This window comes from Nocardia aurantiaca, assembly GCF_009708175.1.
Lineage (GTDB): Bacteria > Actinomycetota > Actinomycetes > Mycobacteriales > Mycobacteriaceae > Nocardia > Nocardia aurantiaca.
Genome location: NZ_WMBB01000022.1, coordinates 1 through 14500, shown reverse-complemented (window position 1 = coordinate 14500; position 14500 = coordinate 1). Strand labels below are relative to the sequence as shown.

General features: G+C 68.1%; 14 protein-coding genes. 6 read left to right on the top strand and 8 right to left on the bottom strand.

Features of this window, described 5'->3' with window-relative positions; genetic code table 11:
* Positions 1 to 138: 138 nt before the first annotated feature.
* The 5 genes from GLP40_RS31775 to sigE form a co-directional block, all read right to left on the bottom strand.
* Positions 139 to 972, bottom strand: coding sequence for a hypothetical protein (locus tag GLP40_RS31775; protein WP_154791718.1), 834 nt, complete (start codon positions 970 to 972; stop codon positions 139 to 141).
* 59 nt (positions 973 to 1031) lie between these two features.
* Positions 1032 to 1469 (bottom strand): Sec-independent protein translocase protein TatB, encoded by a 438-nt coding sequence (gene tatB / locus GLP40_RS34275; RefSeq protein WP_328290895.1) that lies wholly within the window; start codon positions 1467 to 1469, stop codon positions 1032 to 1034.
* Positions 1470 to 2004: 535 nt separating this feature from the next.
* Positions 2005 to 3552: a S1C family serine protease gene (locus tag GLP40_RS31765; protein WP_328290894.1), complete on the bottom strand. Its 1548-nt coding sequence runs from the start codon at positions 3550 to 3552 to the stop codon at positions 2005 to 2007.
* 10 nt (positions 3553 to 3562) lie between these two features.
* Complete coding sequence (locus GLP40_RS31760; RefSeq protein WP_154791716.1) at positions 3563 to 3967, bottom strand: hypothetical protein; 405 nt, start codon at positions 3965 to 3967, stop codon at positions 3563 to 3565.
* Positions 3968 to 4059: 92 nt separating this feature from the next.
* Complete coding sequence (gene sigE / locus GLP40_RS31755; RefSeq protein ID WP_230330136.1) at positions 4060 to 4749, bottom strand: RNA polymerase sigma factor SigE; 690 nt, start codon at positions 4747 to 4749, stop codon at positions 4060 to 4062.
* Between the two features lie 234 nt (positions 4750 to 4983).
* Here sigE and GLP40_RS31750 point away from each other — a divergent pair, with 234 nt between their 5' ends.
* The 6 genes from GLP40_RS31750 (at position 4984) to GLP40_RS31725 (ending at position 10089) form a co-directional block, all read left to right on the top strand.
* Positions 4984 to 5631 (top strand): O-methyltransferase, encoded by a 648-nt coding sequence (locus tag GLP40_RS31750; RefSeq protein WP_328290893.1) that lies wholly within the window; start codon positions 4984 to 4986, stop codon positions 5629 to 5631.
* A 228-nt stretch (positions 5632 to 5859) separates the two neighbouring features.
* Positions 5860 to 6495 carry a TetR/AcrR family transcriptional regulator gene (locus tag GLP40_RS31745; protein WP_154791715.1) on the top strand — a complete coding sequence of 212 codons (636 nt, stop codon included), beginning with the start codon at positions 5860 to 5862 and terminating at the stop codon, positions 6493 to 6495.
* A 33-nt stretch (positions 6496 to 6528) separates the two neighbouring features.
* A complete protein-coding gene (locus GLP40_RS31740) occupies positions 6529 to 7464 on the top strand; it encodes an ABC transporter ATP-binding protein (RefSeq protein ID WP_154791714.1) in 936 nt (311 codons plus the stop codon).
* Positions 7461 to 9122: an ABC transporter permease gene (locus tag GLP40_RS31735; RefSeq protein ID WP_154791713.1), complete on the top strand. Its 1662-nt coding sequence runs from the start codon at positions 7461 to 7463 to the stop codon at positions 9120 to 9122. Before GLP40_RS31740 ends, GLP40_RS31735 begins: the two co-directional genes overlap by 4 nt.
* A gap of 205 nt (positions 9123 to 9327) precedes the next feature.
* A complete protein-coding gene (locus GLP40_RS31730) occupies positions 9328 to 9546 on the top strand; it encodes a hypothetical protein (protein WP_154791712.1) in 219 nt (72 codons plus the stop codon).
* A gap of 72 nt (positions 9547 to 9618) precedes the next feature.
* A complete protein-coding gene (locus GLP40_RS31725) occupies positions 9619 to 10089 on the top strand; it encodes a hypothetical protein (RefSeq protein WP_154791711.1) in 471 nt (156 codons plus the stop codon).
* Positions 10090 to 10107: 18 nt separating this feature from the next.
* Here the strand turns inward: GLP40_RS31725 and GLP40_RS31720 are convergent, their stop codons facing one another.
* The 3 genes from GLP40_RS31720 to glgC all read right to left on the bottom strand — a co-directional run bounded on the left by GLP40_RS31720 (position 10108) and on the right by glgC (position 13908).
* Positions 10108 to 11319 carry a DUF7373 family lipoprotein gene (locus tag GLP40_RS31720; protein ID WP_154791710.1) on the bottom strand — a complete coding sequence of 404 codons (1212 nt, stop codon included), beginning with the start codon at positions 11317 to 11319 and terminating at the stop codon, positions 10108 to 10110.
* A 61-nt stretch (positions 11320 to 11380) separates the two neighbouring features.
* Positions 11381 to 12565, bottom strand: a complete 1185-nt coding sequence (locus GLP40_RS31715) for a DUF7373 family lipoprotein (RefSeq protein ID WP_154791709.1) — start codon at positions 12563 to 12565, stop codon at positions 11381 to 11383.
* A 128-nt stretch (positions 12566 to 12693) separates the two neighbouring features.
* Positions 12694 to 13908 carry a glucose-1-phosphate adenylyltransferase gene (gene glgC / locus GLP40_RS31710; RefSeq protein WP_328290892.1) on the bottom strand — a complete coding sequence of 405 codons (1215 nt, stop codon included), beginning with the start codon at positions 13906 to 13908 and terminating at the stop codon, positions 12694 to 12696.
* Between the last annotated feature and the right edge of the window lie 592 nt (positions 13909 to 14500).

Genomic DNA, 14500 nt, shown 5'->3' with positions numbered 1-14500 from the left:
GGGACGGCGGCGCGATGCGTCACCCGCGTCGTCGCCTCGAACACCGGACGGCTTGCCTCCCGACGATCGCGCCGCACCCGCGACGCTGTCGAATTCGCGGACGTGGCAGGTGATTCCGGTGCGCCACGATGCCGGGGCCTAGCGGTCGTGGCGATAGATCGGGGTGAGCAGATCGGCCTCGATCGGCTCGCCCGTGGAACGGTCGTAGCGGACGCCCACCACCGCCGAGAACGGGTGGGTGCTCGCGCGCTCGTGCAGGGTCGCGAGTCTGGTTGCCAGCAACCGGATCGCGCCCAGGGACGCGGGCGGGTGCAGGCCATCGATGACCAGCACGCTGCCCTTGCCGTCCGGGCGGGGCAGGCGGGCCAGATAGGCGATGTCGTAGGGCTCGGTGCCGCCCGGCCGGTAGACCCGGCGGGCGGCGCGGTCCTCGATACCACGGCGCACCCGTCCGGCGCGCGCCACCGTGCGGCGCAGGCGCGGGTCGGCGGCCACCAGATAGCGCAGGCTGGGCGACAACTCGGGACCGCCGAGCACGATCAGACCGTCGCGGTCGAGGTCGAGCGGACGGCCCGGCAGGAAGCGCTGGACATTGGCGGTGAAGCCGAGCTCCCGCAACAGCTCCACCAGCCGGTGCGGCGCCGCCGCATCCGGCGCGCCCACCAGGGCGACGGCGCGGGTGGTGCGTACGTCCGGAGTCAGGATGGTGAGCGGTCCATGCCCGAAGAACAGACCCTCCGGTACCGGACCCTGCGTACTGACCTGATGAATGCGGGCCCGGGAAAGCCCCGCGGCCGCACCTATTCTCGCGAACGTCCAGCCCTCGGCATGCAGTTCGCGGATGACGGCGCGGCGGATGCGAGTCAGCTCATTGATCTGCTGCTGCGCGGCTGCCACGCCTTCGGTGGCGGCTTTCAGGCGTTCGACCTTGTCCTCGATCGCGAATACCCGTGCCACCTCGTCGGCCGACATGTGCGCAGTCTAGATAGCTGGACAGCATCATGTGTCAAGTCCGCTGGACAGATGTGATCTCAGGTGGCGTCGGGGTCCACCGGCGGACGTTCGTTGCGCTCCAGCGGTTTTTGTTCCCTGGGCATCGAAACCGGGCCCGATCCGATATTGGTGGAACCGTTTCCGCTGTTCGGTGTGCTGAGCGGCTTGTCGAAATTGGTCATTCCACTCAGATTGTTCAGGAATGAATCATCCCCGTCGAGGAGGTGTTTGGTGACCATGGACCGCGGATTCATACTGCGCAGTTCGTTCAACTGCTCCAGCGGTTTCCGGATCTCGTCGAATTCCGGCCCGAGCTCATTGCGCAATTGCTGCGTCGCGCCGGTGGCGTACTCGCGCGCCTGCCGCAGGGCCTGGGCGGTCCAGCGAACGGCGCCGGGCAGTCGCTCCGGACCCAGAATCACAAGTGCGGCGACGAGCAGAATCAACATCTCGCCCCAGCCGATATTGCTGAACACAGGTCTATTTTGCCTTCCGCTTCGCTCCAGGCGGTTCGCGACCCTGTAACCAGGTCTTCCCTCCTCCGCTCCTCCGCTTCGCTCCCCCGCTCCGTCAGTCCAGACCGGGGCGGGCCGCGAACTGTAAGTGGTTCCTGACCTTGGCGGGGCCGCGGACTGTGGGCGGTTTCTGACCTTGGCGGGGTCGCGGACTGTGGGCGGTTCTGACCTTGGCGGGGTCGCGGACTGTGAGCGGTTCCTGACCTTGGCGGGGCCGCGGACTGTGGGCGGTTCCCGACCTCGGCGGGGTCCCGGACTGTGAGGTTCCTGACCGGGCGACGCCGACCCGCCCGGCCAATTCGCAGTCGCTCGTATTCCAGCACCACACGGGCCTGGCGGACGACTCCGGCAGCGTGCTCGATATGAGAGCGGTTCTCCTTCGTCAGCCGTGGTGGGCGCGCTCAGTGCGATACCGGTGACCGGGCCGCGAACTGTGGGCTGTTCGATCTCCTGGTTCGACCTCTCAGTCCGATTCCAACGTGATTGGTTGGTTGGGTCAGTCCGATTCCAAGGTGACCGGGACATCGACCTCGCGACCGTCGCGAATCAGGCGCACCGTCACGGTCTGCCCGATCTCGTGCGACTGCACGGCGACCGTGAGTTCCTCCGGGCCGGACACATCGCGGTCGCCGACCTTCACGATCACGTCGCCCTCGACGATGCCGGCCTTGGCCGCCGGGCTCCCGGCCTGCACATCGGCCACCGCGGCACCGCTCATCACGTCATTGGCGACGATCTTGGTCTTGGCGCTCACCCCGAGCCGCGGGTGGTGCACCGAGCCGTCGCGGATCAACGCCTGCGAGATGCGCTTGACCTGATCCACCGGAATCGCGAAGCCCAGACCCACCGAACCGCCGCTCTCGGACTTGATCGCGGAGTTGATGCCGATCAGCCGGCCCTGCATATCCACCAGCGCGCCACCGGAGTTGCCGTGGTTGATGGCGGCATCGGTCTGCACGGCGTCCAGGGTGGCATCGGTGTCGGTGCCCTCGCCGCCGACCTTCACCGGCCGGTGCAGCGCCGACACGATGCCGGAGGTGACCGTCTTCTCCAGGCCCAACGGCGAACCCAGCGCCAGCACGTCGTCACCGACCTGCACATCATTGGAATTGCCGAGCTGGATCACCGACAGGTTCTTCACATCGACCTTGATCACCGCCAGGTCCGACTTGGTGTCGCGACCCACGATCTGGGTCGGCACCCGCGAGCCGTCGGAGAACACCACATCCAGCTTGGCCTTGCCCGACTTGTCATTGGCGGCCAGCGAGATCACGTGGTTGTTGGTGACGATGTAGCCCGCCCCGTCGATCACCACGCCCGAACCCGTGGACCCGGTGTCGCCCAGCCACGCCCGGACGGTGACCACCGCGGGCATGACGGCATTGACCACCTTGGTGATCTGGTTGTGCGACTCGCTGCCCGCGGGCGCGGACTGCAGGGTCACTTTGCGCGAGGTCAGCACGGAGGCCGACGAGCCGGTGAACGCCCCGACGAATCCGCCGATCAAACCGATGACCGCCGCGACGGCCGCCAGCAGCGCCAGCGCCTTCGAGGACACTCGACCACCGAACAGCAGCTCCCGGGCGCCCAGTTTGGGTCCGGGCGTCAGCGCCTGCGGCTGAGCCTGTCCCACGGCCGGAGTGCCAAGGCGCGCGGTCGAATTCGGGTCGCGCCACGGATCGGCGGGCGCGGCCGGGGCAGCCGTCTCGGTCTTGGCCTCCGGATCCCGCTGCAGCAGTTCGGTCGAACCCTCCGGTCGGCCGAACGCCTCCGCCAGCACCGCGTCCGGCGGGCGGTTACGAATCTCGGTATCCCCCTGCGGCGCGGTCTCGTGAGCACCGCCCGGCCGCGTGGCGAACGAGCCCTGCTGGCCGTTCGGGCGGCGGAAGGCGCGCGCGGTGTGCTTGTCGACATGCGGCCGGTAGACCGGCCGCGGCCCCAGCACCGGTGCGTCCGACGGCCTCAGGTTCCCCCGATTGGCCGCCGAATCGGAAGCCGCGTCCCGCTCGGGCCCCGGGCCCGTGTTCTTCGATTCGGTGGTCACGCTATGGACTCTACTTGCGCCACCATGAGGTCCACCGCCTGCTGTCGAACGAATCGTGGCGCAGCCCGAAGGAACTCATGCCGCGCGCCAGCGGACCGCGATCGCGTTCCGCGGGATCGGGAGTCTGGTGGTTGCCGCACTCCTGCAGCAACGCCCGCGGAATCCGGCTGAGCGTGTCGTGCAGGCTCAGCGGCGCGGAGATCTGATCCGAGGACTGCCGCAGCGCGATTCGCGCCTGCTGCTGCGCGTCCACCTCGGCCGCGCACTCCCGGCACATGGAAATATGGTGGGCGGCGCGCAGATACGCGTTCATCCGCAGTTCGCCGTCCACGTAGGCGGCGATGGCCTCACTGGCCAGATGCTCGGTGGGGGCGAAACGCGGTGGACGACGGTGCGGTCTGTCCTCGCCACTCATACGCTGCACACCCTTCCGGACGACTCGAGCTGTTCGGGCGACACCTGAGCGTGGGCGCAGCGCCCACGGCACGCGGACGCAGGGCCCGCCGTTCACCCGACCTTGTCGGCGGCGAAACGCCGCTCTACCCCATTATGCTCGAGGTGCTCACGCAGTGCCTGACGTCCACGGTGGATGCGGCTGCGCACGGTGCCCAGTTTGACGCCCAGCGTCGCGCCGATCTCCTCGTACGACAGGCCTTCGATGTCACAGAGCACGACCGCGGCGCGGAACTCCGGGGCCAGCGAGTCCAGCGCGGACTGCAGATCCGGATCCAGGTTGGCGTCGTGATAGGCCTGCTCGGGACCGGGGCCCTCCGAGGGCACGCGGTCATAATCCTCCGGCAGCGCCTCCATGCGGATGCGGTTGCGGCGGCGGACCATGTCCAGGAACAGGTTGGTGGTGATGCGGTGCAGCCAGCCCTCGAAGGTGCCGGGCTGATAGTTCTGCAGGGATCGGAAGACCCGGATGAAGGTTTCCTGGGTCAGATCCTCGGCGTCCTGCTGATCGCCGGTGAGGCGGTAGGCCAGGCGATACACGCGGTCGGCGTGCTCGCGGACCAGTTCGTCCCAGGTCGGCATCATGGTGCGGTCGCCGGTGGCGTCGAAGGCGGCGGTCCCGGACAGGGCGGCCTCGTCGTCGGCGGGGGAGAGGAGAAGATCGCCGTCCAGCGTGGTGTCGCTGTCCAGCGGTGTGATCTGCGGGTGCAGAGTGTTGGCGTTTTCGTGCGCCGCGTCGACCATGTGGATGGGGTTACCTCCTACTCGGGACCATGAACCCCGGCTCCGGTTACAACTGATCGGGTGAATCAGCTGTTCCCGTTTCCGGGCCCACGGTCGCTGGCCTGGCGTGAGCAATACTCTGGCCGGTCGTGATGTGGCCGCCGTATGCAGAGGCTGAGGGACACCTGAGAAAAATCGCCACACCGTCCGGTCACCGCCACGCCTTACCGGTGTATCGCCGTTAGCCTCTACTTCGTGAGCCAGACTCCCGCGGCACAGAACCTGCAGCGCAACCTCGCCTACGTGGAGGAATCCGTCGCCGAGGACGACATCCTCGTAGGCGCGCGCGAACGCGCCCTCGAACTCGGGGCCGCGCCGATCGCGCCGGCGGTCGGCGCGCTGCTCAGCATGTACGCCCAGCTGCTCGGGGCGCGAGCCGTGGTCGAGGTGGGCACCGGGGCCGGGGTGAGCGGGCTGTGGCTGCTGGACGGCATGCGCGAGGACGGCACCCTGACCACCATCGACTCCGAGCCCGAGCACCAGCGGGCGGCCCGGGAGGCGTTCCGGTCGGCCGAGATCGCGCCCGCGCGGACCCGGCTCATCAACGGCCGGGCCCTGGATGTGCTGCCGCGGCTCGCCGACGGGGCCTATGACCTGGTCTTCATCGACGCGGCGCCGCTCGAGCACCCGCAGTACGTGGCGCAGGCGGTGCGGTTACTACGCGAGGGCGGCGCGATCCTGCTGCACAATGCCCTGCTCGGTGGCCGGGTTCCCGATCCGGCGCAGCGCGACCCGCAGACCATGGCCGTGCGCGCGGCGACCCGTGCGATCGCCGAGGACCCGGACCTGACCAGCGTGCTGATTCCGATCGGCGATGGGCTGCTCTGCGCTTCGCGCGGGTGAGCGACCGCGCTTCGCGCGGCTGAAAACCCAATGCCCGGTGGTGATTTCGCCTCCACCGGAGTGTTCCGCCCGTCGATAGTCCGCGACGCAACCACTGCGGCCGGAGAGTTTTCCGCGCGCGGAAGTCTCCGATGACAAAGTGCCCGGGCGTCTGGATTTCGTAAATCCCCACTCCTCGAGCCGAATGGCTCTTGCCCGCCTGCTGAACGCGCGTTTAAAGTATTAAACATGCGTTCAACCGACGATCTGACAACCCGAGCGCGGATTCGCGACGCCGCGATCACCGTGTTCGGGGAGCAAGGGTTCGGGGTCGGCGTGCGGGCCATCGCGGCCGCGGCGGGAGTCTCTCCCGGGCTGGTCAATCACCATTTCGGGTCCAAGGACGGGCTGCGGGAGGCGTGCGACGAATGGGTTCGCGACACCATCCGGGCCGCCAAGATGGAGTACATCGAGAACCCCTCGCCCGGCGGGCTCATGCGGCAGCTGGCCGAGATCGAGGAGTTCGCCCCGGGTATGGCCTATCTGATGCGCAGCTTCCAAGCGGGCGGATCGCTGATGAAGACCTTCTTCGAGCACATGGTCGAGGACACCGAGCAGTACCTGCGCGCGGGTGTCGCGGCCGGATCCGTCAAGCCGATGCGCGACGTACGGGCCACGGCGCGTTACGTCGCCACCAACAACGGCGGCGGCATGATGATGTTCCTGCAGCTCTACGCGACCGAGCAGTCCGGTCCCATCGACTTCCGCAAGGCGCTGCGCGAATACGCCGACCGCATGATGCTGCCCGCATTGGAGATCTACACCCACGGCCTGCTCACCGATTCCACGGCGCTGGACGCACTGACCACACAGGCCGAGCAATAACCCATCAACGTCGTTTTCCTATGAGGAGACTCGATGAACGTTCCTGCCAACCCGGTGATCGAAGTCCGGGATCTGCACAAGAACTTCGGGCAGGTGCGCGCCCTGGACGGCCTCGACCTCGAGGTCGCCGAGGGCGAGGTGCACGGCTTTCTCGGGCCCAACGGGTCCGGGAAGTCCACGACCATTCGCATCCTGCTGGGCATCCTGTCGCGCACCTCGGGCGAGGCCCAGGTGCTCGGGCAGGATCCGTGGGTCGATGCGGTCGAACTGCACCGCGATGTCGCCTATGTGCCCGGTGATGTCACGCTGTGGCCGTCGCTGTCCGGCGGCGAGACCATCGACCTGCTGGCCCGCATGCGCGGCGGCATCGACCAGCGGCGGCGCGCCGAGCTGATCGAGCGGTTCGAACTGGATCCGACCAAGAAGGCGCGCGCCTACTCCAAGGGCAACCGGCAGAAAGTCGCTCTGGTGTCGGCGTTTTCGTCGAACGCGCGCGTGCTCATGCTGGACGAGCCGACCTCCGGCCTGGACCCGCTCATGGAGCAGATCTTCAACGAATGCGTAGGTGAGGCGGTGGCGCGCGGCACCACGGTGCTGCTGTCGAGCCACATCCTGTCCGAGGTGGAGAAGCTGTGCCAGCGGGTGACCATCATCCGGGCGGGCCGGACCGTCGAGACCGGCACCCTCGCCGAGATGCGGCACCTGTCGCGCACCTCCATCACCGCCGAAATGCTCGGCAGCCCGAGCGATCTCAGTCGGATTCCAGGCGTAGAGGACATCAGCATCGAGGGCAGTACCCTGCACTGCCAGGTCGACAGCGAACACCTGGGCGAACTCATCCGGGTGCTCGGTGACGCGGGGGTGCGCAGCCTGGTCAGCCAGCCGCCGACGCTGGAAGAGCTGTTCCTGCGCCACTATTCGCTCGACGGTCGAGCGCCCGCCGATGAGCGTGAGAAGGTGTCGAAATGACCGCCGTCACCGCCGGTGCGCCCCGGGCCCTCGAATCACCGGTGCGCACAGTCGATTTCACCGGCACCGGGCGGCTGCTGCGGCTGTATCTGCGGCGCGACCGGATCGTGCTGCCGCTGTGGGTGCTGCTGCTGTCACTGCCGCTGGGCAGCGTCTACATCAAGAGCGTCGAGAAGGTGTACAGTACGCCCGCGGATCTCGTCCACTTCGCGGCGAGCGTCCTGGCCAGCCCGGCCCAGCTGGCCATGTACGGACCGGTCTACAACCCCACCAGCCTGGGCGCCGTCGGCATCTGGAAAGCGGGGATGTTCTACACCCTCGTCGGCATCGCCACCATCCTCACCGTCATCCGGCACACCCGCGCCGACGAGGAGACCGGCCGCGCCGAACTGCTGGCCGCCACCCGGGTCGGCCGGTTCGCGGAACTCACCGCGGTGCTGATCATGACCTACGGCGCGGCACTGGCCACCGGGCTCATCGGATTCCTCAGTCTCGCGGCCACTTCGGTGCCGCGCTCGGGATCGCTGGCCTTCGGGCTGGCGCTGGCCGGGTCCGGCATGGTGTTCGCCTCGGTCGCGGCGGTCACCGCGCAGCTGTCGGCCAGCGCCCGGGTGGCGCGCGGCGTCGCCTTCGCGGTGCTCGGCGTCACCTACACGCTGCGGGCCATCGGTGACGCGCGCGCCGGCGACGGACCCACCAGCCCGTTCACCTGGATGGCGCCGCAGGGCTGGTCGCTGCAGGTGCGGCCGTTCGCGGACGACCACTTCGCGATCCTGCTGCTGCACCTGGCCACCACGATGGTGCTGACCGTGATCGCGTATTACCTGCTGGCGCATCGGGATATCGGCGCGGGCCTGATCGCGGAACGACCGGGTGCCGCCGCGGCCGGGGAGACGCTGAGCGGCCCGTTCGGACTGGCGTGGCGGTTGCAGCGCGGCACGCTGTTGGCCTGGACCGTGGGGCTGGGCCTGTACGGGCTGCTCATCGGCAGCGTGGTGCACGGCATCGGCGACGAGCTGGGGACCAGCCAGACGATCAAGGATCTGATCACCCGCATGGGCGGCTCGGATTCGCTGGAGAAGGCGCTGATCAGCTACGCCTTCACCATGGTCGCGGTGGGCGCGGCCGCGTACGCGGTGTCGGCGACGCTGCGCCTGCACGCCGAGGAGAGCACCGCGCACGCGGAGACCGTTCTCACCGGCGCGGTGTCCCGAACCCGCTGGCTGGCTTCGCATCTGGTCTATGGGCTGTTCGGCCCCCTGCTGGCACTCCTGGTGTCGGGCGTGCTGGCCGGACTGATCTACGGCCGCACCGCCGGTGACGTCGGCGGCAAACTGGGGGAGACCCTGGGAGCCGCGCTGGTGCAGGTGCCCGCGGTGTGGACCTTCGCCGCCATCACCGTGGCGCTGTTCGGGCTGCTGCCGCGCTGGAGCACCGTGGCCTGGGGCCTGCTGACCGCCGCCATCGCGGTCTTCCTGCTGGGTTCGCTGGCCGGGGCGCCCCAGTGGTTCCGCGACCTGAATCCCTTCGAGCACGCGCCGAAGATGCCGGGTGAGGCGTTCACCGCGACCCCTATCGTGATCCTGCTGCTGGTGGACGTGGGCCTGATCACGCTGGGGCTCATGGCCTTCCGCCGTCGGGATCTGCGTTCGGCCTGACGGCGGCCGCCCCGTGAACGGCCATCCCGGGCATCCGGGGTGGCCGTTTCAGCGCGCGGCAGTGCACCCGCGACTCCTCAGTTGCCGGCGCAGGTGTGGCGCAATGGCAGGGAGGGCGGCGCAGGGGCAGTGCCGAGGTCTGGATACGGTCACGGCGAAAGTGGTACAGCAGAAGGGGATCGATTTTTGCTAGGAGGTGGGGACTATGTTCGAGGGGCTGGCCCTCGGGGTACACCTGCCGTCGGGATGGCTCTGGCCGGCACTGGTCTTCTTCGGCGGCATCCTCTTCGTGGGGCTGCTGGTCCTGCTGCTGGTGAGCGGAGCCCGCTTCGACGACCACGCATCGCATTACGTGCCCATGACGACCGGTGCGTGCGAACCCTTCTGCGGTGCACGCACTCCGGTTCCCGGGCATTCGAACTGAACGGTCGGGTAGAGGTTTCCGGACCGTATTCGCGGATACTCCACGGGAATAGTTCGACGAGTAGGGGTTCCCATGGGGCAGCGGATCCCGGCCGTGGTCGGTTTGTACTTCCGCGTGGCCGGGCAGTGGCGGCGCATCGCCGAATTCCGGTTGGCCGCGGACGGTCGCGCCACCTTCCGGGCGGTGGACCCGATCGAGGGCCTGGTCGCACGCGTCTGGTACCACCAGGGCGTCGACATCCTCGGCGAGAACCGCGCCGTGCTGCCCGCGGACGGGCCGGCCTTCCTGCGAGCGCTCTTGCAGCCCTTCGGTTTCCGCGACTACTGGTTCCGTGACGACAGCTCGCCGCGCAGCGGGCTCACCCGCACCGGGCATCCGGTCTCGCGCGGCGCGCCCACCGTTCAGGAGAGCGACCGCGCGATCGTGGAAGCCGACTGTCACCGCTGCCCCGACACCGAGTCGCCGGACGCCGAGCGGGCGCACCGCCCGGCATCGCGACCGGCCGCGTGGCGGCTGCTGGACGCCGACCTCCTCCGATTCTGAAGCGCCGCACCGGAATCGCTACAGGCTGTTGGCCAGCAGCGCGTACTGCGCCGTCGCCTTGCGCTGCACTGTCGCCAGATTCGGCGCGAACACCACCGCGACATAGCGGCGGTAGCCGACCCAGCAGCGGTAGGCGTCATCGGCGCTGGAATCGGTCCAGTGCCCGCACCGGGTGCCGGGCACCTTGTCCGGTGCCGAGTCGGTGGCGAAGCCGCTGCCCAGCACGGTGACGAGCCCGTTCACCAGATCCTCGCCCGCCGCCGCATCTCGCACCCGGAAGATCTCGTTGTCGTCGACGAAACCGAAAGCGTCCGTGCCGGTCTTCTCCAGCAGCGCCTTGCGGGCGGCCTGATCCAGCGCCGAGTCGATGTTCCAGTTCGTGTTCCACACCGCGAAGGTGTCGGGGTCCGGGGCGCGACCCGCGTCGCGCTTGTCGGCGAGCACCCGGGCCAGCAGGTTGTCGGGGTCCGGCTGCAGGGTGTCCAGCTTGTCGGCCGGGGTCTCCTGGAAGGCGTCGATGGCGGGGACCTCGGCATCCAGGGTGCGCTTCACCAGGCTCAGCAGATCGCGCTGATCGGCGCTGGGGCGGCTGGCGAAAATGGAGAGCACGAAGTCCTTGCGCGCCATGCGCACGCCGACATTGTTCACGCCCGGCCGATAGTGGGCCAGCGCGTCGGGATACTCGGCGACGGTCAGCTTCACGTTCTGCTGCAACGCCACCGCGAAATCGGCGTCCTCCATCTCGCGGGCGGCGAGTTTGGCATTGTCCGCGGTCGGGAAGCGCATGAGGACCATGGTCACCGCATTGGCGTTCGGATCGGCGTGGTCGCTGCCCTTCGGATCGGGGCGGTCCGACCCACTGGTCGCGTAATCGACGATGAAACCGCGCCGCTCGAGGATCGGCTTGGCCACGTCCGGCAACCCGTCGTACTTGACCAGATCCGCGATCTTGGTGTGCACGAAGCTGCCGCGGCCGACATTCAGGCTCTGATCGATCTTCATGGTCGGCACCACGGCCGCCGCCATCCGAATGCCCTCCAGCACATCGCCGTGGCCATTGGCGGCGGTGTCGTAGTGGAAGCGGTCCACCGCATTGCCGCCCACATCCAGGGTGCGGACATCCATTTCACCCGCGAGCGGATGACCGGACTGCGCACATCCCGTCAGCAGCCCGGTCAGCGCCAGACAGATCGAGACGACAATCGTTGCGCCCCTGGCACTTCGGTCCATGGTGCTTCCTCCCACCCCATCGATTATCGGACCGGACCGGCGCCCCCGCGCAGGTTTCGCGCTACAGGCTGTTGGCCAGCAGCGCGTACTGCGCCGCCGCCTTCTTCTGCGCGTCGGAATCGCTGGTGCCGTTCACCACGCCCACGTACTGCTTGTAGCGGACATAGCAGCGGCTGGGGGACTTGTCCGAGTTCCGGTGCACGCAGGTGGCGTCGGGCACCTTGTTCGGCGCGCTGGTCGCCGTCTCGTGCAAATTGCCGGTCATGCCGGTCACGAAATCCGCGCCCGCCTTGGCATCTCGCACCCGGATCACGAAATTACCGTCCGCGACCGACATCTCGTCCGCGCCCGCGTCCGCTACCAGCTTGGTCCAGTAGCCCATGTCGTCGGCAGGCAGGATGAGCCAATTGGCCGGGAATACCGCGAAATTGTCCGGGTCGACGGTCTTCTTGTCGCGGTCGGCCACCAGGGTGCGGGCCAGCAGTCGATCGGGATCCACCGGCAGTTGCGAGACCTGGTCGTTCGGGGTCGCCGAGAACGCGTCCAGCGTCGGCGCTTCGGCATCCAGGGTCTTCTTGGCCCAGGACAGCAGATCCTTCTGGTCCGCGCTGGGGCGCAGGACGAACAGCGAGATCACGAAGTCCTTGCGCGCCATGGTCACCCCGATGTTCGGCACACCCGGCCGCCAGTGCGCGTAGGCGTCCGGATAGTCCGGCAGGGTGAGCTTCTGGTTCACGTTCAGCGCCACATTGAAATCGGCGTCCTCGAGTTCGCGGGCGGCCAGCTTGGCGCTGTCGGCGGACGGGAAGCGCAGCACGCGGGTGGTGATGGTGGTGCCGTTCGGATCCGGATTGTCGCCGATGTCCTCCCGGTCCGATCCGCTGGCCGCGAAGCCGGCCATGAAGCCCCGGTTCGTCAGCACGCTCTTGACCGCGGTGGACAGGTGGCTGACATTCACCACATCGTCGACCGTGGACAGCACCACGCCGCCGCGGCCGATGTTCAGTTTGGAATCGATCTTCACCGCCGGCGCGACAGCCGCGGCCATGCGGATGCCCTCGAGGGTGTCGCCCTTGCCGCCGTTGTTGCGGTCGTAGGTGTAGCGGTTCACCGGATAGGACCCGGTGTCCAGGGTGCGGACATCGAGTTCACCGGGAATCGCGATGCCGGACTTGCCGCATCCGGCCAGTAACGCGGTCAAGGCGAGGCAGGTGATGGCGGTGACGACACGTGCCGGACGGCCCATGGTGATCCCTCCCGCGCGGCCGTCGGCGGCGGCGCTCCTAATGCAGAGATTTTCGGACCAGAATCGGCCGACTGTCCACTCTTATCCGCCTCGCCCCGGACGGCAGGACGGATTGAAATGCCAGCTGGTCAGACCCAGATGCCCTTGCCGACGGTCACCACCCCGCCATTGCTGACCGCGAAACGCTCCCGATCCCGCTCCCGATCCACGCCGATGATCTCGCCCGCCGACACCACCACGTTCTTGTCCAGGATGGCGTGCCGCACCACCGCGCCCCGGCCGATGCGGGTGCCCGGCATGAGCACACTGCCCTCCACCGTCGCGCCATCCTCCACGAGCACATTCGAGAACAACACCGAGTTGCGCACGGTCGCCGCCGACAGAATGCTGCCCGCGCCCACGATCGACTCCTGGGCCAGCCCGCCGCGGCCGAACTTGGCGGGCGGCAGATTCTCGGCCGCGCCGCGAATCGGCCAGTGCCGGTTGTAGAGATCGAAGACCGGGTCCACCGACACCAGATCCATGTGCGCCTCGTAGAAGGCGTCGATGGTCCCGACATCACGCCAGTAGCCGCGGCTGCGCTCGGTCGCGCCCGGCACCACATTGGTGGAGAAGTCATAGACCGCGGCCACGCCCGTCCGCACCAGGCCCGGAATGATGTCGCCGCCCATATCGTGGTCGGAGTCGTTGTCGTCGGCGTCGGCGCGAATGGCGTCCACCAGCACCTTGGTGCTGAACACATAGTTGCCCATGGAGGCGAAAGTGACGTTCGGATCGTCCGGGGTACCCGGCGGGTGCACCGGCTTCTCCAGAAAGCCGATGATGCGGCCGGATTCATCGGAATCGATGCAGCCGAAGGCGCTCGCCGTGCTGCGCGGCACCCGGACGCCCGCCACCGTCACGCCCGCGCCGGAGTCGATGTGCGCCTGCACCATCTGCTCGGGATCCATCCGGTACACGTGGTCCGCGCCGAAGACCACGATGTACTCCGGGTCCTCGTCGTAGATCAGGTTCAGCGACTGCATGATCGCGTCCGCGCTGCCGGTATACCAGCGCGGGCCCAGCCGCTGCTGCGCGGGCACCGGGGTGATGTACTCCCCGCCGAAGCCCGACAGCCGCCAGGTCTGGGAGATATGCCGGTCCAGCGAATGCGACTTGTACTGCGTCAGCACGCAAATGCGCAGGTAACCCGCATTCACCAGATTCGACAGCACGAAGTCGATGAGCCGGTACGCGCCACCGAAGGGAACCGCGGGCTTGGCGCGGTCCTTGGTGAGCGGAAAGAGTCGCTTGCCCTCGCCACCGGCGAGCACGATCCCGAGTACGTGCGGCTGGCTCCTCACACTCCTGAAACTACCGGTTGTGCCCCAACACCGAATGTCCAGCATGTGCTGTGTTCGATAACCCCTCCGCTTCGCTTCGGGGTGGGTTCGCGGCCTCGAGGTCTCGATTCTTCCCTCCTCCGCTTCGCACCCCGCTCGGTCGGTCCAGAATCGAGACGGCCGCGAACCCGGTGGGCACGCGCTCGGGGAATGGTCGGCTCCCCGGTAAACGTCTACGTTGGACCCGTGCGAGCATCAGGTGGAACCCCTTGGGATGGACGCGTCCCACACTTCCCGGCCTGGCTCGGTCCTGCAGTGAGGGAGCGTGGCGACTGAGCGGAGGAGTGAAGAACCGAGCTAGCGGGGTCGCGGACGGCCGGAGCGGAGCGGAGGCAATTGGATGCGGTTCGCGGCCCGGCTCGGTTCTGCAGCGAGGGAGTGAGGGAGCGTAGCGACTGAGCGGAGGAGTGAAGAACCGAGCTAGCAGGGTCGCGGACGGCCGGAGCGGAGCGGAGGCAATTGGATGCGGTTCGCGGCCCGGCTCGGTTCTGCAGCGAGGGAGTGAGGGAGCGTAGCGACTGAGCGGAGGAGTGAAGAACCGAGCTAGCAGGGT

Coding starts and splice junctions, on each gene's coding strand:
- GLP40_RS31775 (WP_154791718.1), bottom strand. CDS start 972: ATGTCGGCCGACGAGGTGGCACGGGTATTCGCGATCGAGGACAAGGTC.
- GLP40_RS31760 (WP_154791716.1), bottom strand. CDS start 3,967: ATGAGTGGCGAGGACAGACCGCACCGTCGTCCACCGCGTTTCGCCCCC.
- sigE (WP_230330136.1), bottom strand. CDS start 4,749: ATGGTCGACGCGGCGCACGAAAACGCCAACACTCTGCACCCGCAGATC.
- GLP40_RS31745 (WP_154791715.1), top strand. CDS start 5,860: ATGCGTTCAACCGACGATCTGACAACCCGAGCGCGGATTCGCGACGCC.
- GLP40_RS31740 (WP_154791714.1), top strand. CDS start 6,529: ATGAACGTTCCTGCCAACCCGGTGATCGAAGTCCGGGATCTGCACAAG.
- GLP40_RS31735 (WP_154791713.1), top strand. CDS start 7,461: ATGACCGCCGTCACCGCCGGTGCGCCCCGGGCCCTCGAATCACCGGTG.
- GLP40_RS31730 (WP_154791712.1), top strand. CDS start 9,328: ATGTTCGAGGGGCTGGCCCTCGGGGTACACCTGCCGTCGGGATGGCTC.
- GLP40_RS31725 (WP_154791711.1), top strand. CDS start 9,619: ATGGGGCAGCGGATCCCGGCCGTGGTCGGTTTGTACTTCCGCGTGGCC.
- GLP40_RS31720 (WP_154791710.1), bottom strand. CDS start 11,319: ATGGACCGAAGTGCCAGGGGCGCAACGATTGTCGTCTCGATCTGTCTG.
- GLP40_RS31715 (WP_154791709.1), bottom strand. CDS start 12,565: ATGGGCCGTCCGGCACGTGTCGTCACCGCCATCACCTGCCTCGCCTTG.